Annotated in this window: 16 protein-coding genes; 5 read left to right on the top strand and 11 right to left on the bottom strand. The window is 54.6% G+C overall.

Features of this window, described 5'->3' with window-relative positions; all coding sequences use genetic code 11:
- Positions 1-119: 119 nt before the first annotated feature.
- A complete protein-coding gene (locus tag BLT65_RS29585; protein ID WP_091784404.1) occupies positions 120-1,400 on the top strand; it encodes an MFS transporter in 1,281 nt (426 codons plus the stop codon).
- A gap of 436 nt (positions 1,401-1,836) precedes the next feature.
- Positions 1,837-2,859: a LysR family transcriptional regulator gene (locus BLT65_RS29580; protein WP_091784401.1), complete on the top strand. Its 1,023-nt coding sequence runs from the start codon at positions 1,837-1,839 to the stop codon at positions 2,857-2,859.
- A gap of 1,248 nt (positions 2,860-4,107) precedes the next feature.
- On the opposite strand, the gene BLT65_RS29565 is transcribed toward BLT65_RS29580, so the two are convergent.
- Complete coding sequence (locus tag BLT65_RS29565; RefSeq protein ID WP_244186719.1) at positions 4,108-5,163, bottom strand: porin; 1,056 nt, start codon at positions 5,161-5,163, stop codon at positions 4,108-4,110.
- 916 nt (positions 5,164-6,079) lie between these two features.
- On the opposite strand from BLT65_RS29565, the gene BLT65_RS29560 reads away from it, so the two are divergent.
- Together BLT65_RS29560 and BLT65_RS29555 are read left to right on the top strand one after the other, a co-directional pair.
- A complete protein-coding gene (locus tag BLT65_RS29560) occupies positions 6,080-7,009 on the top strand; it encodes an alpha/beta hydrolase (protein ID WP_167306566.1) in 930 nt (309 codons plus the stop codon).
- A 25-nt stretch (positions 7,010-7,034) separates the two neighbouring features.
- Positions 7,035-8,081, top strand: coding sequence for a 2,5-dihydroxypyridine 5,6-dioxygenase NicX family protein (locus BLT65_RS29555; RefSeq protein ID WP_091784384.1), 1,047 nt, complete (start codon positions 7,035-7,037; stop codon positions 8,079-8,081).
- A 796-nt stretch (positions 8,082-8,877) separates the two neighbouring features.
- Here BLT65_RS29555 and BLT65_RS29550 read toward each other — a convergent pair.
- From BLT65_RS29550 to BLT65_RS29515, 8 genes are all read right to left on the bottom strand, one after another.
- Positions 8,878-10,698, bottom strand: a complete 1,821-nt coding sequence (locus BLT65_RS29550) for a PAS domain-containing sensor histidine kinase (RefSeq protein ID WP_091784381.1) — start codon at positions 10,696-10,698, stop codon at positions 8,878-8,880.
- 347 nt (positions 10,699-11,045) lie between these two features.
- Positions 11,046-13,502 (bottom strand): glycoside hydrolase family 3 N-terminal domain-containing protein, encoded by a 2,457-nt coding sequence (locus BLT65_RS29545; RefSeq protein ID WP_091784378.1) that lies wholly within the window; start codon positions 13,500-13,502, stop codon positions 11,046-11,048.
- 201 nt (positions 13,503-13,703) lie between these two features.
- Complete coding sequence (locus tag BLT65_RS29540) at positions 13,704-14,588, bottom strand: SMP-30/gluconolactonase/LRE family protein (protein WP_091784375.1); 885 nt, start codon at positions 14,586-14,588, stop codon at positions 13,704-13,706.
- Positions 14,585-15,352 carry a D-xylose 1-dehydrogenase gene (xylB, locus tag BLT65_RS29535; protein ID WP_091784371.1) on the bottom strand — a complete coding sequence of 256 codons (768 nt, stop codon included), beginning with the start codon at positions 15,350-15,352 and terminating at the stop codon, positions 14,585-14,587. The genes BLT65_RS29540 and xylB overlap by 4 nt, the downstream gene beginning before the upstream one ends.
- A 62-nt stretch (positions 15,353-15,414) precedes the next feature.
- Positions 15,415-16,578, bottom strand: a complete 1,164-nt coding sequence (locus BLT65_RS29530; RefSeq protein WP_091784368.1) for an ABC transporter ATP-binding protein — start codon at positions 16,576-16,578, stop codon at positions 15,415-15,417.
- Positions 16,579-16,703: 125 nt separating this feature from the next.
- Positions 16,704-17,546: a carbohydrate ABC transporter permease gene (locus tag BLT65_RS29525; protein ID WP_091784365.1), complete on the bottom strand. Its 843-nt coding sequence runs from the start codon at positions 17,544-17,546 to the stop codon at positions 16,704-16,706.
- Position 17,547: 1 nt separating this feature from the next.
- The gene (locus tag BLT65_RS29520) at positions 17,548-18,465 is read right to left on the bottom strand and encodes a carbohydrate ABC transporter permease (RefSeq protein WP_244186717.1); all 918 of its coding nucleotides are present in this window, start codon (positions 18,463-18,465) and stop codon (positions 17,548-17,550) included.
- A gap of 39 nt (positions 18,466-18,504) precedes the next feature.
- Positions 18,505-19,812: an extracellular solute-binding protein gene (locus tag BLT65_RS29515; protein WP_091784359.1), complete on the bottom strand. Its 1,308-nt coding sequence runs from the start codon at positions 19,810-19,812 to the stop codon at positions 18,505-18,507.
- A 340-nt stretch (positions 19,813-20,152) separates the two neighbouring features.
- Between BLT65_RS29515 and BLT65_RS29510 the strand changes: the two genes are divergently transcribed.
- Complete coding sequence (locus BLT65_RS29510; protein ID WP_091784356.1) at positions 20,153-21,241, top strand: LacI family DNA-binding transcriptional regulator; 1,089 nt, start codon at positions 20,153-20,155, stop codon at positions 21,239-21,241.
- A gap of 390 nt (positions 21,242-21,631) precedes the next feature.
- On the opposite strand, the gene BLT65_RS29505 is transcribed toward BLT65_RS29510, so the two are convergent.
- Both BLT65_RS29505 and BLT65_RS29500 read right to left on the bottom strand, forming a co-directional pair.
- On the bottom strand, positions 21,632-22,738 hold the full coding sequence (locus BLT65_RS29505) for a Gfo/Idh/MocA family protein (protein WP_208545822.1): 1,107 nt from the start codon (positions 22,736-22,738) through the stop codon (positions 21,632-21,634).
- 95 nt (positions 22,739-22,833) lie between these two features.
- Positions 22,834-23,901, bottom strand: coding sequence for an ABC transporter ATP-binding protein (locus tag BLT65_RS29500; RefSeq protein WP_091784353.1), 1,068 nt, complete (start codon positions 23,899-23,901; stop codon positions 22,834-22,836).
- Positions 23,902-23,909: the final 8 nt, after the last annotated feature.

Below are 23,909 nucleotides of genomic sequence, written 5' to 3'. Positions count from 1 at the left end.
ACGGTCGTACTATTCTCTAGTTTCCGTTCTGCACGAAGCCGGTGGTCGAAACAGCACCTGCGGCGGTCATTCATCACGTACGCAAGGGATAGACAATCATCAAAACAGTGGAGACACGAATGATTAATCTGGTTAGCACCGCTAACGACGGCCGTGAGGCTTCATGGAAATATCCGGGATGGCGGGTCGCGATTGCGTCACTCGTCGCTTTGATGTTTGGACCGTCGACTGTCGCATTTCTCAGTTTCGGGTTATTCATCCATCCAATTGAGATCGAATTCGGATGGACTCGGTTTCAGGTGTCGCTTGCGACAACCATTGCGTCGTTCACGTTGGCGGCTGTCTCGCCCATTCAAGGAATCTTGGTCGATAGGTATGGGCCTCGCCGGGTAATCTTGACCAGTATTCCGCTGTTCGGTCTTGGCGTGTCGGCTCTCTACTTTCTCCCTCCAGTACCATGGATATACTATGGAGTCTGGATCCTTCTCCCGATCCTTGGCATGGGTATTTTTCCCATGTCATATCTTCGAGCAGCGAGCGCCTGGTTCGAAAGACGTTTAGGGTTATCCATAGGGATCGTGAACGCCGGCCTAGGTTTAGGTGGAACAGTAATCCCTTTCATCGTGGCCTTCCTCATTGCTCACTATGGATGGCGCGGTGCCTATCTGGGACTCGGTGTAATCGTTCTTGTGGTGACCCTGCCGATTGCATTCTTGTTCGTCCGAGATAATCCATCAGCAAAGAAGATCGAAGTCCTTCACACTGCTGGACATTCGTGGACTTTCTCCGAAGCGGCTGTCACCATGCCCTTCAGACTGCTGTCTCTTGCCTTCTTTCTCCTCGGAGTTGTCACGACTGCACTCACGGTACATCAGGTTCCGCTTCTCATAGATGCAGGCGTTAGTACCGCGCGAATAACTGCTGTTCTATCGGTCTATGGGGTTTTCGTCATACTTGGCCGCTTTTTTACCGGTTTCGTCCTGGATTATCTACCTGCGGCCTTGATCTTGAGCGTTATCAGTTTCGGCGGGGCAACTGCGTACTTCGTCTATGGGATGGGAGTGAACAATGTGATGGTTTTTCCATGCGCAGCCCTGCTTGGCATGGTCCTGGGCGCTGAATTTGATGTCTTGGGCTATATGCTAAAGAGATACTTCGGAATAGCATCTTTTGGAAAAATATATGGTGCAATTTTCGCAATCTTTCAGCTAGGCGCAGGCTTCGGCACCGCTGCACTTCCGTACTCACGTCAGATCTTCGGAGGGTACGGGCCTGGATTGATTGCCTTCGCAGCAACCGCGCTTGCCGTATCAGCGTTGATGATCAGGCTGCATTTCGCCAAGGAACCCACTCCAAGAGCAGTTGCTATGGAACAGGGACCAACGCCCGCCCTAGAATAGGCAGTCGCAGCGGCCACCTGAACCGGATTGGTGTTTGGTCTACATCGACACAGAATGATTCGGCGGAGGTCTGCTCTATTGTTTCGACGACTCTCTGCCATATTAGGGGTCTGCGCTTGTCAGCTGGGAAAATGGCCAACGCGATTTACCCAACTGACCTGTCGGTCGCTTCCGGAGCTATGGGTGCAGTGAATGAGCACCAAGTTGGTGACAACCGGCGGAATTGCGGTGTGTTGCGATATATCGCACCCGGTGCTTGCGTCAACACGTACCGTGCCGAGCGGTTGAAGGACGGCGGCCTCAGAAGACATCAACATGTGCGTCTAAGCGTCCTTCTAGAGGCATTACTTTTCAATATATTGAAAGGCATTCATTTTCCGGGAATGTCGCCACGAATCACCCGACAGTTATCGACGCGCACCGGAGCTAAAGACGTATGGAACTCACCTACCTGCAGTATTTTCTGCGCGTTGCCGAGATGGGAAGTATCAACCGCGCTGCCGCTGACCTAAGCCTGTCTCAACCGGCCTTATCTCGTAACATCGCGGCGCTCGAAAACGAGATAGGTAGCCCTTTGTTTACGCGTAGGCGCGACGGCGTGACATTAACAGAAGCCGGTCGCTTGCTTGCTGATAGAACACGACCGCTGCTCAGCCAATTTGCCTTGATAAAGGAAGAAGTCGGGCAGCGCGCCGCTGGTCATCTCACTATTGGTCTACCGCAAGCTTGGAAGAATGTATTCACCATTTCATTCATCGGCGATCTCGTAAAGCAACATCCGGGTGTTTCAGTAAAGATCCATGACGGCGTTAGCAACACCCTACGAGAGTACCTGGCGGCCGGAATCCTCGACCTCTGCATCATGCCTTTTGAACCTGTGACACTCAATGGTTATGTCCAGTCACCACTGGTTCGCGAATCGATGATCGCCATCGGTGACGCCACGGCCGAATTCCGGCCTTATAATGAACTTCCGCTGACGGCACTTGATAATGCGCGACTTGTAATGCCTGGACGCACGAACGTCCTACGGCAGCACGCCGAACAGGCGTTCATGCGCAAGGGTATCAGTATGCGCATGCTCATCGAACCATTTACCCAAGATCTTTGCATTGAATGCGCACGGGGCGGCCTTGGAATCGCGATCACTCCCGCTTCCTCCGTCCAAGGATATGCTAATCCAGAAAGTCTGAGCTGGGCGCCGCTCAAAGGTCTGTACGCTACGTGGTCTCTCTACGAAAACGAGGCGCGAGCACATTCGGAGGCGGTGCGCGCGGCCAAACACCTTATCATGAAGAGGTTCAGCAGTCCTGCTAACCTATGGTTCGGCGCCGAACTGGTGACTGTTGCAAGCACAGCGAAGGCCGGTCCGTCCAAATCATGTTCACCAAGAATACGACCGGAGCTGAACCCCACCGCGCGATTTGCCTCGTTCAAAGAGGAGGCCCGATGCGATTGAACTCTGCTTTCCTTTAACAGGCAGTTGAAAATCGCCTTCGTAAGAGGGTTAGTGTTTATCACGACGGCTTCTGAAGGCGTGTTGTTACAACATGAGACATAGATTTCTCGCGTTTGCCGCAACTGGCGGTTGGCTCTGACCATCGCGACCCAGCGCATCTCGCCGCTCAACGGGCAAAAGCGTGCATATAAATGAGGTTGTAGTCGAACTGCGTCAAAACGAAGATCTTGTCGACACGCTTAAGACCCCGGCGCATTACCTGACAGATATATCCGACAGTCTTGCCTCAGCCAAACACCTGCTCAAGGCGTTTGTGCTATTTCTAGCTGAACACGTATCCGGCCAGCGTATGGTGCGCTTCTCAATCGCCGAGCCGCTGCGGTGTCAATCGCTTTTCGCTACCTACAGCGCGACGCAATTTGTTCTGCAATTGGTTACGAAGCCAACGATGTCATGGTTCTTGTCTGCGCCGACGGAAATGCCTAGTGAGCCTACATTTCAGACAACTGCGAGCATCTGCTCTGCCGCGTATCGCTCGGCGGGGCCCGTCACCAGCGTCACCTACGCGCTAACCACGAGGCCGTGGCGATTGTCGGTCAACACGCGGCCCATATAACGGGGCATCGCACCCGTTCCCTTTACTCTTGCGAGACATGCGTGCCTGCTCGTCAGTCTTGGATTGGGCGCATCTCGTCACTGCACTTCGGTCCGCTTGCCAGCTGAATTGGGCGCCGGCGGTTCGTCAGGAGGCGCGGCATCTTCGTCTGGACTCGCCTTCGCCCCAAAGTTCTTGTTTCCGGTCCATGCCTGAGTCAACGTGCCATCGACGCTAAAGTGCACCTGGAAAGCCGCGCACGGTCGCACGGGGTCGAGACTGTCTTGTTGAAGAGCAACACAAGCACGTCGTGCTCGAGGAAACGATCGCGGTTTTTACTGAACGCGGGGTGGTACAACACGACCTCATCCATCGGCAGACCGACGAACCACCGAAACAACATGTTGTAGGAAAATCTGTTTCGTCAGCATGCACTCGCTACGAATTGAGTACAGCTGCCAGACATCACCACGTTATCCAAGCGCAGATACAGCTAACAATTCCGGCCAGAGATGACAGCCTCACTACGGATGGGACAATGTTACTAGCGGCTACTTTTCTGACTGCGTGCACACGTCAAGTGAGTCATGCCCCAGCGACGCGACGCGTCTCCGAGGCATGAAGTCCGTAAAACGCGACCAGAATCACGTCGCTCAAAATCGTTGCTGCAGGCCCATCATGACCCCAAGTTGGTTCCTTCCCATGGCCACCGTCCCTCCCGCTGCAACCGGGACGCTTCCGAACTCGCTGTTTATCACATAGGCGATCGACGAATAGACAGTCGTACGCTTCGAAAGAAAGTAGTTCAGTCGACCAATCAGCAACGTTGAATTCGAACGCGAACGAAGCACGTATCGCAGTGCCTCCCCGTCGATAGCGAACGCTGGCGTCACGTAGTAGTTTGCCCCCAAGAACCAGATGTCCGATTGAGCATGACTAGCCGCAGCAATGTTTCGCCGGATCCAGCCCGCGCCGATCTTGCCTGACCCATACTGCACGTAGCCGTCAACAATGACATGCGTGTCCGTGTACCCCGGATTCGATAGTGGAGCGGTCGCCCCGTTCCCACCACGCATAACGTCGTAAGACGCCGCCATCCCAAACTGCGCACTGTCATAGCCGAGAAGCATCGTGTACTGGCGGCAAGCAACCGGATCGCCCGGAACCTGCCCAGCACAATTGGTAGCCGACGGCCCAGCAGGGCCCGCTGCATCCCTGCCAAAGCTGTAAGTTGCCCCAAACTTAACTCCCGAGAAGGAGCCAAGGTAACCAACTGCATTGTCGCTACGTGAATTTGGAATATAGGTATCTAATGAAGCAATGCTATGGATTGAAGGTCCAATAATCTCTGCATTCAGAAGCGAATACATGGTCATATTCATCTGCCGACCAAGTGTAACCGTACCGAAACCGCTACTCAGACTCACGTTTGCCTGCCGCCCAAACAATCGACCGCCGTAATTTTGCATCCCGCTGTTAAGTGCGAAACCGTCTTCCAAAACAAAATTCACCTTATATCCACCGCCCAGATCCTCCACTCCGCGTAGCCCCCATCGCGAGGGCACTTCTCCGGTCAATGTGGGCATACCTACAAACGAACCTCCTCCAGCAGCATTGTTGTAATATTCAATCCCCGTATCAACAATACCATATAGCGTGACGCTACTCTCAGCTTGAGCGAACCCTGAAATAGTCAGTAGTGCCAACATAAATAGCTTCTTTATCATTTGCTGCGTCTCCGATATCTAGTTTGCTTTGGTCTTTCTTAATGCACTGAATTTCTTCCTGGTCAACCCGTCCTCGCAATCAACCGTCCAACTCCTCACTACGTTACCCAAGAAATCACTCCAAGGTAGGTCGCTCAACCGTCTTTGCTTTCGGGCTTATCAGCGAAATTTATGGTGATCGCGAACCATACTTCAATGACAGGAACATTTCTTTAGCCTTTTGGTAATGAATCTCCTTCTGTACAACATAAATAAGACACATCACTCCTGCTTGTTTCGGTATCCTATGTTCTATGTGAACACTTAAATTAGCGCCTGAATACCAGCACACTCTTTGAACCCACATGACTCGCACAACCCCGTCTCTTTGACGGTGCCAGACCAACCAATCTGTATCACACGCTATCAAAGAAGAACCTAATCTATCGAAACATAGACACTCACGTCAATCTTTTGACCACATCGTTAACCCCACCCGCTATTGACCAAACTTCGACGACGTACGATTTTTGCGCAGGCCTTCTAGCCGGCTCCCAGATTCGGGCACTGGGGTTCATCGATACTCAGCCATCCCAAGCTGCAAGTGCGATGACGTCCAAAAGTGCTAGTAACGCTGGCACAGGTTGCGATGCCGATAAAAAGACACCAGCGCCGTCGTGAGGGAATCGAGAGGACGGAAGCGGTGGCATGGCGTTGCACTATGTAGAGGTACAAATAGCTCTCTGACGCTGATGCCACGCGGTGTTACGCCGCCTGTTGCGTGAACGCCGGTGGTCTTTACACGTCGGTGGTTATCCGCCTATCGGATAAGCGTCATGTCGAGTCAGCAGTATCCAACGGACAAACTGGCACCTAACATTCTTCGATGACCCGACTTAGCGTTTTCAGAGGGAATCGAATGAGTGCCACAAATCACCAATCCTTGCTCGGCCTAAACAGCTGCAGCCCCCTTCATTTGGCCAGCGATGCGATCCGGCAAGCGCTGAGCGGTGTCAATCCTGCGCTCTCTCCTGACACATTTCGCGCCACCATCAATGCAATGCGTGGTTTTCAGGTCAGTAATGCCGATTCGGTTCTAGTAACGCCAGACATTGCTTACGGTTCAGATGTAAGACAAAAATTTAACTGGTATGAACCCGCGAAACAGCCGGATTTTGCGCCCTCCAAGGTGCTGTTGTTTGTGCATGGTGGAGGTTTCGTCGGCGGGGATAAACGAGAGCCTGACAGTCCCCTATATGACAACATCGGAAGATGGGCCGCTGCACATGGCATGTACGCTGCCACGATCAACTATCGTTTGGCTCCCCAGCACCCGTGGCCAGCAGGCGCCGAGGATGTTCGGCTTGCTGTTGAGGCGGTGGCGGCCCGTGTTCGAAGCTTAATCGGCACCCCGGCAAAAGTCGTTGCGATGGGGCATTCAGGGGGAGCGGTCCACGTCGCCGGAGCTGTGACGCTACGGAAGCCTCCACCGGAGGTTATCGGTTGCGTCCTTCTTTCTGGAATATATGACAACACCGTAGGGAAACCAAACCCTGCCTACTTTGGAGACCGGCCAGAGCTGTATTCGTCGCAATCGAGCCTACCCGGTCTTGCGCTATCTGATATCCCATTGTTTTTGGCGGTCTCAGAGCATGAGCCGATACGTATGCACGCAGAGGCTATATCTGTGATGAAAGCGCGACTCGATAACGAGAAAACTTTGCCGCAGTTTGTGGTTCTAGACGGCAATAACCACTACAGCTCAGTACTACTTTTAAACAGCGTAGTGGATTTACTCGGTCCACGGTTACTTGAATTTTTCGCCCGCATTGATTCCTGTTGCACCTAAATCAATAAATCTGGAGGAGTATTAGATGCTTACGTTTGATTCAAAAGTTTCGTCTGCGACCATTGTACCGGCGTTTATCAAACAACTCCGGCTCTGCAAGCTCGAGCCCAAGGAGACTGTGCTCTTTCTAACAGATGACTCCAGTCCTCGGGAGCTTGTGGAGGCGGGGCTCGTAGCGTGCACGAGCCTTGGAAGCGCCTGTTACGAAGTGCGTGTGCCCAGCGGTCCCGATGTTCGATACGTTGGCGCAAACCCTTATGAAGCTCCTGGTCTGCGAGAGGCGTTTGAACGTGTCGATCTTGTAGTCTCGTTTGTTGTCGGGTTTTTCTCGGGTTGGGAGCGCGCAGTTCGCGAATCGGGAGGACGTATCCTCAACATTCTCGACGTTCCTTGGATGCTCTTGAAGCTGCAGGGCGACGAAAATTTCAAGCGTGTGGCACTGGCTGCGCAGAGGCAGGTTCAGGCCACCAAAGTCATTCGTGTGACCAGCGCGGCTGGAACCGATTTTTCGTATGAGGTGGATCACAGCGCTCCACACCTCTGCCATTATGGGGCTGCCGACGAGCCGGGGCACATGGATGAATGGGGTCAATGTATGATGGGCGCGTTCCCGGTCGACGGCACCGCGAACGGCACCGTGGTTGTCCAACCAGGTGACCTCTGGGCGCTTCCCTACATGAGGATCGTGCAGAGCGAGATCAAACTGGAAGTGCGGGAAGGATATGTGCGGTCGGTCACCGGGGGGCTTGACGCCCACCTGTTCCGCGCGTGGCTTGATGAGTGCAAGTCCTCGGAGAGCGATATGGACCCGTATGCTGTTTCGCACCTTGGATGGGGGATGAACCCGCGGGCTTCCTATCATGATGTGGTCAACTTCGAACACAAGATGGATCACTTGGTCGCTGCCGTCCGCGGGTTACCGGGCAGCTACTTGTTCTCTACTGGTCCGTCGCATAAACGCAAGACCAAGGGGCATATTGACATGCCGTTGCTTGGTTGCACGGTCATGCTCGACGGCCGTCCTGTTATCGAGGGCGGACGGATCGTGGACCCTGAGATGAAGTGCTTTTAACCTAGACCGCACCCGATAGGCAGTCGGGGGAGCAAAGAGAGAACTGATTCAGTATGAGATCAGTTCTCTCTGATAGGTTCAGGGAGAAAAATGCGGATCGGCTGTGCCGACATAAAAATATCCTGCGCCTAGGTCGCTGGGGCACTCAGATTCAAACTCGCCGTGCATTTCATTTTCCAGTGTGGCACGCTCCAGGGCGACCGGCTGCGATTCGGTTTACACCAGCCCTTCCAGGGTGGACTTCGCTTCCAGCGCCTCTAGGCGCTTGTTCATAGTCTTGATGTCATGGCTCGGCCAGATGCTCTATGCGCCTCCTGCGGCGAGACGCTAGGGCATGACCTTTGAGCACTGTGTTGGCGATACAGATCTGGCCGTCCGCCGCCAATTCCAAGGCCAGTTGCACCACGGCCGTACGATCTGCGGATTCACGCTGTTGTTCAGCACTGGTTCTGAGAGATTTCCTGCAGGGCCTCTCTTCTCGTTGGCGTGCACCCCGAACCCGAAGACTGAGTCGGCCGCAGCTGTAAGAAACTTCTGGCATGAACCGATAACCTTCCCACCGCGTACCATGAAGAAGCGCTGAAAAATACAGCAAGCATTCGTCGCGACACGCTTGACCGGCTACTGTCCTTGACGCACTTGCTTGCGCTATCCTGAACGAGAAGTCGATGAAGTGATTCAGGTATTCAAAAACACAGGTATATGAACCGGTGGAAGCAAATCACTACGGACCGCCGCAGTTTCAGCGTGGCTGAAGCGACGACCTCTGCCTGCGCTTTTACTTAAGCGTTGACGCCTACTTGACAACGCTAGCGCTTCCAAATACGCGTAGGCGTACCGTCGAGCCACCACCCGGCTGGCTGTCTATGTGCAATTGCGCGTCGATTAACCGCGCACGCTCGGTCATGCCTAGCAGCCCATACGAATCGCGCGCATGTGCATCCGTCAGGTTGAAACCCCGACCATCATCAATCACGGAAAGCTCTAAATGTGATTGATCACTAGTTAGTATCACTTCAACCTCAGACGCATCTGCATGACGCGCCACATTGGTTAACGATTCCTGTGCAATGCGGAATATTGCGGTTGCGCTTGCATCAGTGAGGTTTGGTTCTGGACCCACAGCACGAAAATGACATGAAATCTTGGTGTGTCGATTGAAATCAGTCACAAGCCATTCCAGAGCAGAGACAAGTCCGAAGTTCAAGGCAACTGGGCGCAGATGATTGACGAGACTCCGCGTGATATGCATGCTCTTATCCACGAGGCCGAGCGTCTCCTCCGCTTTGTGCATGGCGGTCGAATCAGAATTCAGGTGCGACCTTAGCAACGACAAGTGAATCTTCATTGCCGTGAGTATTTGACCAAGTTCGTCATGTACCTCCATGGCAATTCGCTTTCGTTCCTCCTCACGAGCAGCTTCAAGACGGACATCCAGTTGCTTCGACTGTTCACCGGCTTCACCTAGTTTCGACTCGATATGATCTCGCTGCCCGACCTCTGCTGTGGGCGCGTCGCAGAGGTACTCATGGTCGTCAGTCGCGATCTTCTGTCTAGTCACGTCTGTTAGCTGGCCTTCAAGCCAAAGTATTCTGCCGTCTTCGGCCATAATCCCTCGGGCATTCATCAGCACCCAGATGGGCTTACCGTCGTTGCGGCTCAACTGCATCTCCAGCCCCACGACCGCACCCTGCGCCCGCACAGCATCGAAAAGCACACGAGTTCTCATGGCTGAGAACGGTCGCTGATGCGACTCTTGTGTAGCTGAACGAATAAGATCAGTTGCACTTTGGTAGCCAAGAAGTTCTGCCATGGTCTGATTGGCTTCATGAAGCTCGCCGCTCTCGTCGATCCGAAAGATGCCTTTGAGCGACTTCTCGAAGATGCATCGATACTTTCTTTGGCTGAATGTCGGCTTTTTGGTTGCCTTTCGCAGGCAATTTACCGTCCTGGTGACGAGCGCAGCGAGCCGAAAAATTTCGCGATTCGCGCAAATGGCGCTCCGCGCGTCGTGGTTCCCGCCCGCAACTCGGTCTAACATTGCCTCGCGCCGACGGTTCGAAAAAAGCGCAAACAACTTCAGCAAAAAGCATATTGTTACGCAGATGACCGCGACAGCGGCTGAGGCCATCAAAAGGATAGCAGCATCTGGACGAGTGACCTTCGTCTCGGTGACCGCTTTGGCTAGAATAGCGCGGAGCCGTCCAATCTCCTCCCCCGGAGAATCGCCTCGTGAGGTAAATTCGATCGATTTGAGTCGCGCGAGACTCACGTTAATGGAAGCAAGGTATTCGCCCATTCTGGTCAATACAACGCCAAGTTTGACCGCTACCACCACTAACTTTGCCGCCTCACGATTCGGCGACGCCGCAGCGAATGGGGCTTTGCTTGCAGAGCGATCGATATACCCCAACGGCTGCATGAGCGAGCGACCGTAAAGATTAGCGATCCGCGCGGTACGACCCTCCTGGCCTTGAATCCAGCGCGTACACTCCAGCGAGACAGGAATGTAGCAGTGAGTACTTGCACCAAGCATTGCAAGCATCGCGATCGAGAACCCCAACTTGATACTTAGGTTTAGGGGGCAGGACGTCAGGTGGGCAAAATGGCTCATCATGAAACCTTCGAACTCGCATGCAAGCAACGATTCACGTCAAATTCGTACGGACCGGCGACTTAGAATCTCGGTCACCGCGACGCCAAAACAGCACTGCGAGCCACTCGGCTACCTAAAGATGCCCATCCCTGCCCCGACTCGCAGACACCCGTTGACCGAGGCTGATTGCGTCGAGACGCTTACGACACTGCGTATGTCTACCTTCGTGGCGCATGCTTAATCCCGCGCTCACGAGTTCAAGTAGCGGACGAAGATAGAGTCCCCCGGAAAGTAGCACGCCTCCTTGTTTCTTTGCGGTGACAGGACTAGGTGTTCCGTCACCGCAATCTTTGAGATTTTTGCAGCGGTTACTTGGCCACGGGCCGCGTGTCGGTTCCGACGCGCTTCGCTTTAGATGCTTCGACGGTAGACTTGACGCTGCTCAACATGCGCCAACTGAAAGGCAGGATCACTGGATGCTCACCGATCACTGTTACTGTCTCCGTCAGATGAATATCGCGGCTCGAACTACCTATCATGACATCGAACTCACCTGGCTCTACCACGCGGTCCCCGTTTTCATCAGTGAAGTTGAGCATGTCCACAGGAACGGAGATTGCGACCTTAGCTCGCTTGCCCGCCTCTACGCTGATGCGCGAAAATGCCTTCAATTCCTTGACTGGTCGCACGGTGGAAGCGAGTCGGTCGCGAACATACACCTGAACAACTTCCGTACCCTCTCTGGTACCCACGTTTTCAATCTCAAGTTCCAACTCGATCGTTCCACCTTCGATCGGAACCTGAAGTTCTTTTACTTCCAGCTCGCGGTATTCGAATTTCGTGTAACCCAATCCGAAGCCGAATGGGTAGCGCGAGCCAAAATGATAGGCGATTGGTGTTCCGGCGCTCTTCAACTTGTGGTTGTAGAAGAAAGGAACTGCCCCAGCGCTTTTAGGTACAGAAAGTGGCAAGCGGCCGGAAAAGCTCGCCTTTCCAACGAGAAGATCGGCGAGCGCGTCAGGCCCCCCTTCGCCTGGCGCAAAAGCCATGACTTGCGCCGCGATTCTGTCCTCAAAACCCCCAAGGTTGTACGGCCGACCACCCGTCAACACCACCACCGTAGGCGTACCGGTTTCGACGACCGCTTCAACGAGCGCCTGCTGCACGCCCGGCAAGTCAAAGCTGTCGGTGTCAGAACCTTCACCTACTGTACCCGACTGGAACAGGCCAGCGAGGTCGCCCACAAAAACGACCGCGACATCTGCATCCTTCGCTGCCTTCACAGCTTCGGCAATCTGTCCCCTATCAGTGCTGATCAAAGACGTACGATTCTCGTTAATCGCCTCGTCCATCTTTACATCACCAGGATACACCGGCGCCCCCTGGCTTCGTTCCTTGATTACGTCGCAGCCTTTTGCATAGGTGACGTGCAGGTCACCGAACCGGGCTCGCAACGCCTGAAGAGGTGTCGCCATGGGCACGCCGGCTTTCTCCCCTGCGTTAATCAGGTGAACCGGGAAGCTGTATCCTGCGAGCAGCGCGAGTGGGTCGTCCGCTGTGGGACCAATCACAGCAAGCTTCGCAATTTTCTCGACATTCAGCGGCAAAGTTCCGTCGTTGCACAGCAGAACCGCCGACTCGACAGCTGCCTGATACGCCACTCGGGAAGCGGCCTCGCCTCGCAGTTCGACCTTTTCCGGATCGGCATAGGGACGCTCGAAAAGACCGAGGCTGAACTTGGTCGCTAGCACCCGGGCGACAATCGGATTGATGACTTCTTCCGTTATCTCTCCGCGCGCTAAAGCCTCTTTCAAATGCAAGGCGCACTCGTGGCCGGGCAGCTCGATATCAAGTCCTGCCTTAAACGACATTGCGGCAGCCGAGGCTGCGTCCCGAGCCACACCGTGATGCGTGTAAAGGAGGTTGACTCCCGCGTAATCCGCAACAATCAGCCCGTCAAACCCCCACTTCTCGCGCAAAATCCCCGTCAACAGCGTTCGGTCCGCATGGCAGGGGATGCCATCAATATCGTGATAGGCAGGCATCACCGAACCCGCATTCGCGAGTTTCACCGCCATTTCGAATGGCAAGAGGAAAATGTCGTTGAATTCGCGCGGTCCGACGTGGACGGGCGCGTGATTCCGTCCGCCTTCGCTCGCTGAATGCCCTGCAAAATGCTTGAGCGTTGCGAGCAGGTCACGTTGCTCGCCCTGAAGACCATTGACATATCGGTATCCCATTACGCCTACGAGATAGGGATCTTCACCCAGGGTCTCTTCCGTGCGGCCCCACCGAGGATCGCGAGACACGTCAAGAACAGGAGCAAGCCCCTGATGACAGCCGATAGAGCGCGCCTGCTGGCCGATTATCTCGCCCACCTGCTCGATGAGTTCAGGATTCCATGTCGCGGCATAGTTCAGGGGCGCAGGAAAGAGCGTTGCGTCCTTGATCATCAGGCCGACCAGACACTCTTCGTGAGACATCACCGGAATCCCAAGCCGGGTTTCCTCCATCATCTGACGTTGCAGTTCGTTGAGTGCGCGAACACCTTCCTTGGGATCAACCGTGTGAGTCCCAAGCGGCCGGGTAATCTGCCCTAAGCCGTGCTTCAACAACGAGTCGATGGAAATGTCAGTCGTACGTTGCGCGAAGTCCGCGACTCGCCATTCATGATTTCCATTCGAGGACAGCTTGAGCCACGCGGCGTGCAACTGCGCAACTTTCTCCTCCAACGTCATTCGTCCGAGAAGATCCTCGACACGATCTTCGATCGCGGCCCCCGGATTTCGATACAGCGGCGTCTCATCAACGGTCTTCGTAGGCATAAAAAGGCTCCTTTAATCAGATATTTTTTGTGGTCAAAACAGACTCACGAACTGAAATATTTCGCGTGCAACGCACACTCTCCGCGCAACAGCTTCCTTCGACCTAAAATATTTACGCTTAATAGTCCTAATCTAGACTATCTTTCCATTTTCATAACAAACGACCCTCGTTAGCGGACCGATTGATCTAAGCTCTTTGCCTTATGGTGTCAGACCTCTTGTGCACCTCGCCTGCGCCTTCCCCGGGGTCTCGGTCCGAAACGAGAACAGGCCACCTGCGAGGGGCTGCTGCAGTATGTCTTCAGGCGACAGCCCTTTGCGCGCAGTTGTAACGTACGCAGTACGGAGATCATCTCCACCGAACGTGAGCTTCGTGATGTTGGAACAAGGGAAGGGGACCTGTTCTACGAGCGCTCCATCCGGCGAATAGCGTTCAACCCGTCCACCGCCAAAGAGCGCAACCCAGACGAAGCCGTCAACATCAACAGTCATCCCATCGGGATACCCAGTCCCCGAGATGGTCGTGAAGACCCGCCGGCGCGACAGTTCCCCAAGCTCGTTGACATCAAACGCATACACGGTCTTCTCCAACGTGTCCGTGTGATATAGCGTCTGATTGTCCGGGCTCGTCGCCGGACCATTCGTAATGACGTATCCGGCGTCACGCATCGTCACACCCCCGCTGTCTTCAAGTCGATAGAGCGAGCCTGTCGGCTTCTTCTCCGAATCGTCCATTGACCCAAACCACAGGTGGCCCTCAGAATCGACAAAACCATCGTTGAGTCGGTTACCAGGTAGATCCACCTCGACACTTACTATCTGTGAAAACTTGCCATCCTCGACATCAAATCGATACAAACCGTCCCGCAAACCGCATACGAATGTGCTATCGGATAACGGCAGAACGAAGCCTGGCTCCGAGGGAGCTCGCCAGGTGGTCTTTTCGCCTGTCTCGACAGACAACCGGTGCAAATAGCGGCCCTTGATGTCGACGAAATAGACGGCTCCCTCACTGTGTTGCCAGACCGGACCTTCGCCAAGCTCTGCCTCAACCTGCCAGACGCAAACTGGAGACGGAGTGTTCATGCACCGTACCATCCGGCATCTACGAAATACTCCCGCCCTGAGCAGCGGGCGCCATCGTCCGACGCCAGAAACAGCGCCATCCGTGCTACATGCTCTGGTTCGATACGCTCACGCAGACACTGCGTCTCGACCAACTTCGCTTCACTCTCCTCGGTCTGCCACAATTTCATCTGTCGGGGAGTTCGAACGGCACCAGGTACAATACAGTTGACCCGGATGCCATAGGATCCCAAGTCGCGCGCCAGTCCCCGCGTCAACCCTTCAATGCCCGCTTTCGCGGTCATATAGATCGAGAGATCCGGCAATGCACGATGCCATGAAACGGAACCGAGATTCAGAATGACGCCGCGTCCGTTTTTCCGCATGCTTTGCGCGGCTTGCTGCGCGCAGAAGAAATGGTGTCGCAAATTGACTGCGATTCGCTCGTCCCAATAGGCGGGTGAAACTGTCTCGAAATCGTGCCTATCATCGTTGGCCGCGTTATTGACAAGCACTTCAATCGGACCTGCCGCATCTGTTATGGCTGAAAACACTTCGGCAATTGCATCCACATTCCGAAGGTCACAGCGCTGGAACTGCGGCGGATGATACGCATGGCTCAGTGAATCCTGGAGAGCACGCGACTCCACCTCCGCGACATCCAGAAAGTACACCCGCGCGCCCTGTCCAGCGAACGCTCCAACCATGGCGGCGCCAATGCCGGTCCCACCGCCTGAGATGACTACAGTCTTGTCCTGAAGACTCGGATAGATCGCGTACGACATAGAAATTCCATTAGAAACAGTAATGTTGAGCGAAATGCTAAACAGCTGCGGCCTGCCTGACCCTAGACGAGGCGAATAGCCGTCATCGGCGCAACGACAGTATCAAGGCGGTTCAGAGCCATATCCTGATCATCGAAAACGTGACACTCCTCTGGAGAAGCACAGAGCGTGATCCGCTCATCAAACGAAACCCCACCATCTCCGGGGAGTTTCGCGATAATCGGGTCCGCCTTCTCACCTATCGCTACGTGAACGTAGCTGTGCTCACCCAATCGCTCAACGAGACGGACGTTTCCTCGGATTGATTGCCGTTTGCCACCCTGAGCATCAAGATGAAGGTGCTCAGGTCGAATGCCCACTGTCACGTTCATGTCCATGCGCGCTTTGCTACCATCGACGGCAGCATGAATTACATCGCCCGTGATCAGGCGGACATCAACACCAGCGTTCGTAATCGACGAAATGGTGCCTGGGAAAAAGTTCATCTTCGGCGACCCGATAAACCCCGCTACGAACCGACTTTTAGGACGGTGATACAACTCCAGTGGAGCACCGACTTGCGCAACGCTGCCATGTCGTTCCATGTCTGCGCCCGCGTGTAAAAGCACGATCTTGTCGGCAAGTGCCATCGCTTCGATCTGATCATGCGTTACGTAAATTGCGCTTGCGCTGTTGAATTCCCTGTGAAGGCGTGCAATTTCGGTACGGGTTTGAACCCGAAGTGACGCATCGAGGTTTGACAACGGCTCATCAAAAAGAAAAACGCCGGGTTCGCGCACAATCGCCCGTCCAATTGCAACCCGCTGACGCTGGCCACCGGACAGCGCGGCAGGTCGCCGGTCAAGATATTTCTCCAGTTGCAATGCCTGCGCCGCCTGACGGACTTTGCGGTCGATCGTGTCTTTATCGAGTTTCGCCTGGCGCAGTCCGAAAGCCATGTTTTCATACACACTCATGTGCGGATAGAGTGCGTAGTTCTGAAAAACCATCGCAACCCGACGCTGGGAGGGGTGCACATGATTCATCACCTTGCCGTCGATACGGAGTTCACCCGCGGTAATCTCCTCCAGACCTGCGACCATGCGCAACAGCGTTGACTTTCCGCACCCCGATGGACCAAGAAATACGCAAAACTCATTAACTCCGATTTCAAGATTCACATCACGAATCACAGGCGGATTGCCTTCGTAGGCTTTCTGAACTGCTGAAAGAGTAATGCTAGCCATGACTCACTCGCTCGCCGAAGATGGCAATTTATATGCCACTCGTCACTAAAACACGTTGACCAAACAATTAGCAAAACATTGACCGAATCCGGGCTATGCTCTGCTTCCCTAATGTCGCTGCCCTTCTATCCTTTCAATGATCCAGCCATCATCCCCTTGATAATCCGTTCCTGGCCAAATGCGTACACAAGAATCAAAGGTAACGAAGTTAGCGTCACGACAGAAAGCATTGCTGGAATATTCGAAGAGTACTGCCCCTGGAAATCCCACAACGCCAAAGGCAAGGTTCGATGTTCCGGCGTCGACGTCAGAACATAGGCAAAGATGAATTCGTTCCAGAGTGCAATGCCGTTATAGATCGCCACGGTTGCAAGACCCGGTGTTGACAGCGGGAAGTAGATCCGCCAGAAGATCTTGAAGGGCCCACAGCCATCGAGTTGTGCTGCCTCCTCGAGCTCGCGCGGGATCTGACGCATAAACTCGGTCAGGATGAAAATAGAGATCGGCAGACTCAAGGCTACATACGGACCGATGAGCGCAAATTTCGTGTCATACAACCCGATGTTTCGAATCAGAAGATAGATCGGGACCAACGTTGCATGCAACGGGACGATCATGCCAGCCACAACGAGACCGAAAAGCGGCTTGTTCAAGCGAAAAGGCAGGCGCGCGAACACGTAGGCCGCCATTGCGCTAAACAGGACGATGAGCGTGACCGAGACCCCAACAACAAAGAAGCTGTTTCCAAGGTACGTGAAGAACGAACCTCGAAGGACATCCAGATAGTTTCCGAAGTCCAGGTGTGAGGGCAATGCCCATACAGATTCCGAATAGGTCTCTTCCTGAGTCTTGAAACTGGTCGCCACAACGAAGAGAAACGGCAACGTAGTTACTGCAAGCCAGACCAGTCCCAGCAGAAAGATACCGGGACGAAACTGCTTGCCTCCGTAGGTTGCAGACCGAATCATGTCAGACCTCCGTTGCAAACCGGTTGGTTACGCGCATCGCTGCCGCGGCAACAACTGCGACGATAATGAACATTGCTGAACCAATCGCACTACCGTAGCCGAGCTGGAACGAGCTGAATACAGTCCGGTACATGTATGTCGCCATCACTTCAGACGAACTCTCCGGCCCCCCACCCGTCATCACGTAAATCAGGTCGAAGTAGCGCAGTGAACCGATAATAGCCAGCAGCGCACCTGTCCTGACTGTCCCTTGTAGGTGAGGCAACTTCATTCGCCAGAAAATCGTCCATTCCGATGCGCCATCGAGGCAGGCCGCTTCACCGATCTCCGCAGGGAAGGACGACAGTCCTGCGAGGAAAAGAATCATGTAGAAGGGAATGTTTTGCCAACAGATGACGGCAATCGTTGACGCGAGGGCGTAATGCGTGTCGCCAAGCCAATCCTTCGCCAGTCCGTCCAGACCAAACGCGTGTAACGCGACATTCAGCGGACCAAAATTCGGGTCATAAACATTCTTGAACAGCACCCCAATTGCCACACTCGACATCAGAAGCGGCAGGAAATACAGAATCTTGAGCGTCCGCGAGCCACGCCCCGCCTTATCGAGCAAAACGGCAAGAGCAAGTGCAATAGGCAGTTGTATGAGAATCGAAAAAATTCCAAGAAGCAGATTATTGCCGAGTGCCTTCCAGAAAACATCGTCGTGGGCAAGGTGCACCCAGTTATCGAGCGCAACGAAGCGCGCGTTGCTTCCCAAGCCGTTCCAGTCCAGAGTCGATAACTGGAAACTCGACAACAATGGATAAATCAGAAAAACCGACAACAAGACGACCGACGGTGCAAGAAGAACCGCGATGACAAGCCATCTTGACTGCAGTCGTTGAGCCCTTTGCGGCTCAAGCGGGATTGCAATGTTCACAAGTGTCTCCTGGCCCGTCATGTCGCCGGGCAATCATTTTCATTTACCGCCAGCATCAGCCTTGGCGGCCGCTTCCATCTGCTGCGCTGCAGCTTCCGGGCTCAACGACAGGCCGAAGAGTGCCTGCGAAGTATCCTTGTGCAACTCTCCCAGCTTCGGCGGAAGCTCCTGGTCGTACCACAACTGCACGTTCGGCGCTTGTGCAACCAGCTCCTGCAATCTCTTGAGGAACGGATCCGTCACCGTAATGTTCTTGACGGGCGGGATACGTGCATCTGAAACCCGAGCTTTCATCGACTCGTCGTCGGTGAGCGTCTTGATCAGCTTGAAAGCGGCATCGCGGTCTTTGCACTGCACCGCAATACTGGTGAAGCTGTCGCCAACGGTTCCGACTACATCGCGGGGATCACCTTTACCGCCCGGCACGCTTGGGAATGGGAAGAAATCGAGCTTCTTGTAGAACGCGGGGTTTTCCTTCTGGATGGTCGCTGCCTCCCATCCTCCCATCAACTCCATTGCTGCACGACCGGAGTAAAGCAGGCGCCGCGATGCACCAATGTCATAGTCGAGCCCGTTATAGCCCGGCGCAAACGCACCAGTCTTAACCAGTTGCTGAATGTATTTGCCCGCCTCGATGAAAACGGGATCGGCAAAACTGCCTCCGGGCTGACGTTCTGCTGCCTTGCGGAATACCTCCGGCCCACCGACGCGGTCGACGAGATACATGTAGTACATCGACCCGGTCCACTTGTTCTTGTTCGCGAGCGCGAATGGCGCAACGCCGTGAGACTGCAGCGTTTTGACGACATTCATCAGGTCGCCCCACGTAGCTGGCGGCGTAAGGTTGTACTGCTTGAAGAGGTCTTTGTTATAGAAGATAACCGCTGCCGAAACGTTCTCGGTCGGGATTCCGTAGATCTTGTTGTCGTAAGTAACAGCACGCCATGACGTCGACAGGAACCGGTCACGGTACGCGGGGTCCTTCTGGAGATACGGGGTAAGGTCGACGACCTGCCCCGCCTTAACGTATTCGCGCAATGGTCCGCCGCCCCACGTGTCAAACAGGCAAGGAGGCTGTCCCGCGCCGAATGCCACCTTCAGTTTGGCCTTGTACGCATCGTTGAGCACGTGTGAGTCCTCGACCTTGTAGCCCGGATTCTGTTTTTCGAAGCGGTCGGAGGCGTCGCGCACGACCTTGGGTCCGTTGCCATCGGTCTGGTGATCCCACGTGGTAATCGTCTTCGACGATTGAGCATTTCCGGTCCCAGTCCATGCCGCGGTTGCAGCACACAGCAATGCCGCGACGCCGTGGATTGACGCGTGTTTGCGGCCTGTAAACCACTTCATTTTCGTCTCCTCGGTTGATGTTTGCTTCTCACCTATAACGTTATCGCTAACGTTAATTTATGTTAGTTCGATGGCGGCCAAGGCACCATGAGGGTTTACCCATGATTCCGGCGGTGTACGACAGTCAGTGCCATCCCGCCCGATGCCAGCCGCCGTACCGGAGGCGAATTTCCACATAACGTTTCCCGGCGCATTTCGCAAGTCGGCCACCCAGCTACTGGTACAATGTTATAAAGTACAAACTTGTGCTAGCGATAACGTCTTGCTACCGTTACAAGCATGTCCTTCGCGCATCGCGCCCCATCAAGGCGAAACCGCGTTTTCCGGATCCTATTCGGCCATGAACAAGCAAAATCCCACCCTCGCGCATGTCGCACAGATTGCTGGGGTATCGCAGATGACGGCGTCTCGTGCACTTAACGATCGCCCTGGCGTGTCGCGTGAGACGCGAGATGAGGTGTTAAGGATTGCCGCCGACATCGGCTACGTCGTAAATCGCAGCGCACAAAAGCTTTCCGGCGGCCGTAACGGCATTCTCGGGATCATCACGCCGATGCTCGACAATCAGTTTGCGAGTGAACTGATACTCGGCGTTGGCCGGGCGGCTCGTGCAGTTAGCTACGAAACACTGGTTTACACGATCTTTGACGAGGATCGGGCTACTCATCGAAGCGTGATTAATCTTCTTCAGCAATTCGCAGACGGGGTCGTCGCCATTCTTCCGAGAGAATCGACGTATTTCGACGCATTGGCTGCAGCTCACGTCCCTGTCGTTCTCATCGATCAACGCGGATCGCTGACAAGTTTTCCGTCGGTTTCCGTTGACAATTACGGGGGCGCTCGTCTTGCCGTCGAGCATCTCGCCGGCTTGGGACATCGGCGCATTGCCTTCATATCCGGCGACGAAACGATTGAAGGGGTAAGGGATCGTCGCAGAGCCTACGACGACACGATCGTCCAGTTCGGCTTGCCCCGTGATTCCGCCCTCGTTACCATGGGTGACCTCTCCCAGATGAAAGCCTTTGAAGCAGCGTCGCACCTGCTCAAGCTTGCAGATCCACCAACCGCCATCTTTGCCGCAAATGACCTCAGCGCGTTTGGCGCTATCGCCGCTGTGCGCGAGGCTGGCCTGCGCGTACCTGACGACATCTCTGTCATCGGATTCGATGACATCCCTATGGCGGCACAGGTTCATCCAGCCCTTACGACGATCCGGCAACCGTTCCAGCAAATGGCACGAGCAGCAGTCAATACCGTTCTTGCCAGCATCGATGGCACCGAAGCGGCCGCCGCACGGATTACACTTCCTGCCGAACTCGTGATCCGTCACTCGACAGGCCGAGTGCCCGATTCACGAAGTAAGGGAACAAATCGTCGAGGAAAGGCGACGCGCGAAGTCGAAACAAAGCGTAGTCAAGCGCAAGTTTGAAGGTACACTGAGACGCGCCTGGGGGCCCCTCTGCCTGGAACTCCAGCCCCCGCTGCTCGTGGTGACGTTACTGCCAAGACGGCAGCGTATTCGAGCGGTCAAACACCGAGCCCAGCTTTCAGGTGGCTCTAGCGCGTATTGAACACGCCGCACTTCTGCTCCCGTGCTGTCACGTGCCAAACCTTCAGTCAACTTCTGCCCGCCACGGCCAACCCCGCCGGCCCAGCATCTTCACATAGCACGAGAATCACCTCGTATGCAGCACATGCGTCGAACGGGTCGTTTTTCGCCACAGCCCGATGGGCAACATTGAAGTTGGGGTGGACTTCTCCGCTATTTTCAATCTGCACGAGGAACCTGGCAATTCATCTCGACTGCCAGGTGGGGAGTCTAGTCAAACAGGCCTTCACTCAGGTCGCATGGGATGGGCGTCGGGCGGCCGCAAGTGCTGTCAATCCTCACGATTTTTCTTGACTTCGCCGACCGCTCAAATGCAGTCATGATTTCCAGTACATGAAACGCAAGATCGGCTGAAGCGCGATGAGGACGCCCGGCTCTCAGGGCCGCAACCATCTCTGCGGCACCCAAGCCGCGCAGGCCGTGGTAGCCCGGAACGCCTTCAACATAAGGATGATCAACCCGCACCTTTTCCCAGTCTTCCGCACCCTCCGAAAATATCTCGACGTTACCCGTAAACTCATTCGGGTCAGGAAGCAGCATGGATCCAAGACTCCCATAGAGCTCGATAGGATTATGCTTGTGTTTGAGCACGTCGAAGCTCGTCACCACAGTTGCTGTTGCTCCACAATGAAATTCCATCACCCCGGTTACGTGCGTCGGCACGAGCACCTTGATGACGTCCCCTACTCGCGGACCGGTCTTGACCTTGCGCTCTATACGCGTAATCTTTGCCGCCCCGAACACCTCCTTAACCGGCCCAAGTAACGTAACGAGGCTGGTCACATAATAGGGACCGATATCCAGCATGGGACCTCCTCCCGGTCCGTAGAAGAACCCAGGATTAGGATGCCACTGCTCATGTCCAGGCAACAGCACCATCGCAGTTGCACTGATTGCCTCGCCGATGCGCCCCTCGTCGTATAGGCGACGAGCCAACTGGTGGCCACCACCGAGAAACGTGTCCGGCGCGCACCCGAGTCGCAGATCACGGGTACGTGCTATTGACATCAATTCATCGGCCTCACTCATTGAAATTCCCAGGGGCTTTTCCGAATAGACGTGTTTGCCGGCGAGCAGTGCCATTTTTGTAATGTTGTAATGCGCGACTGGTGTTGTCAGATTGATGATCAACTCGATCTCGGAATCCGCCAACAGACTGTCCAAGTTCGTAGCCTGCAGGTCAAACTGCTCGGCAAGCGCCTTGGCATGCTGCTCATGGACCGCGCAAACAGACTTCACGTCGAGAAAGTCGAAAGTCTGCAGGTTTGCCACGTAAGTCGCGCTTATGTTCCCAGCGCCGATGATCCCGACTTTCACGGGTGACGTCTCGTTCACGGTCAAACCCTCCAAACAACAATTGCGATTGACAATGCAGCATCACTACATGACTGCATGACGCCGCACGAGTGGATCTACCTGTTTTTTTCCAGCGACTCGTCATACCCGCACAAATCTCCTGGTGGAGTCACTGCAGGAATGCGAATCCCGTCTTCGTCAAAACGGTGCAGATGTTTGCGATCGGGTACCATGCGGACCGTTGTTCCGGTCTTCAGATGATGGTGACCGTTTCGTCGGACGATAATTTCGCCGATATCGGATTCCACGTAAAAAATCGTCTCATTGCCAAGATGTTCCGCGAAACGAAGGCGACCACTCCAGTCTCCCGTGCCGTCGTCAGCGTCTATGTACAGGTCGATATGTTCGGGACGAATTCCGATAGTGGCAGCGGCCTCCCGCGTGGCACTTTCGCCCGAGATCAAGTTCATTCTCGGCGATCCAATAAAGGTGGCTACGAATAAGGTCCTCGGAGCATCATAGAGTTCTAGCGGCGAACCGACCTGCTCAATACGACCTGAGTTCATAACGACAATTTGATCAGCAAGCGTCATCGCCTCGACCTGGTCGTGCGTCACGTAAATCATCGTTGCCTTGATTCTTTCGTGAAGATCAGCCAGCTCCACGCGCATTTGGGTACGCAGCGCTGCGTCCAGATTTGAAAGTGGCTCATCGAACAGAAAAACCGCAGGGTTGCGAACTATCGCACGCCCGATTGCGACCCGCTGTCGTTGCCCACCTGATAGTGCGATCGGCTTGCGCTTCAGCAGGTGCGTGAGATGCAGGACCTCTGCCGCCGCTGAGACACGTGTTTGACGTTCCGTCCGAGGGATCTTGGCGAGTCGCATACCAAAATCAATATTCTGCTCCACGGTCATATGCGGAAACAGAGCGTAAGACTGGAAGACCATGGAGATACCACGTTCGGACGGCTCCTCACGTGTAACATCCCGCTCTCCAATAGAGACTGCCCCAGTGGTCGGCTGTTCCAGGCCCGCGATCATTCGAAGCAGCGTGGACTTACCGCAACCGGACGGACCAACCAGTACAGTAAACGAACCGTCCGGGATGGAAAGCGTTAGGTCCGGGATAATTTCGGTTTCACCGAACGTCTTGTTGATGCGCGTCAGCGTAACTGCTGCCATAAATTTCT

The sequence above is a fragment of the Paraburkholderia steynii genome (assembly GCF_900100565.1).
Taxonomy (GTDB): Bacteria; Pseudomonadota; Gammaproteobacteria; order Burkholderiales; family Burkholderiaceae; genus Paraburkholderia; species Paraburkholderia terrae.
The sequence above is the reverse complement of the archived record's forward strand: the minus strand, read 5'-3'. Positions and strand labels throughout refer to the sequence as shown.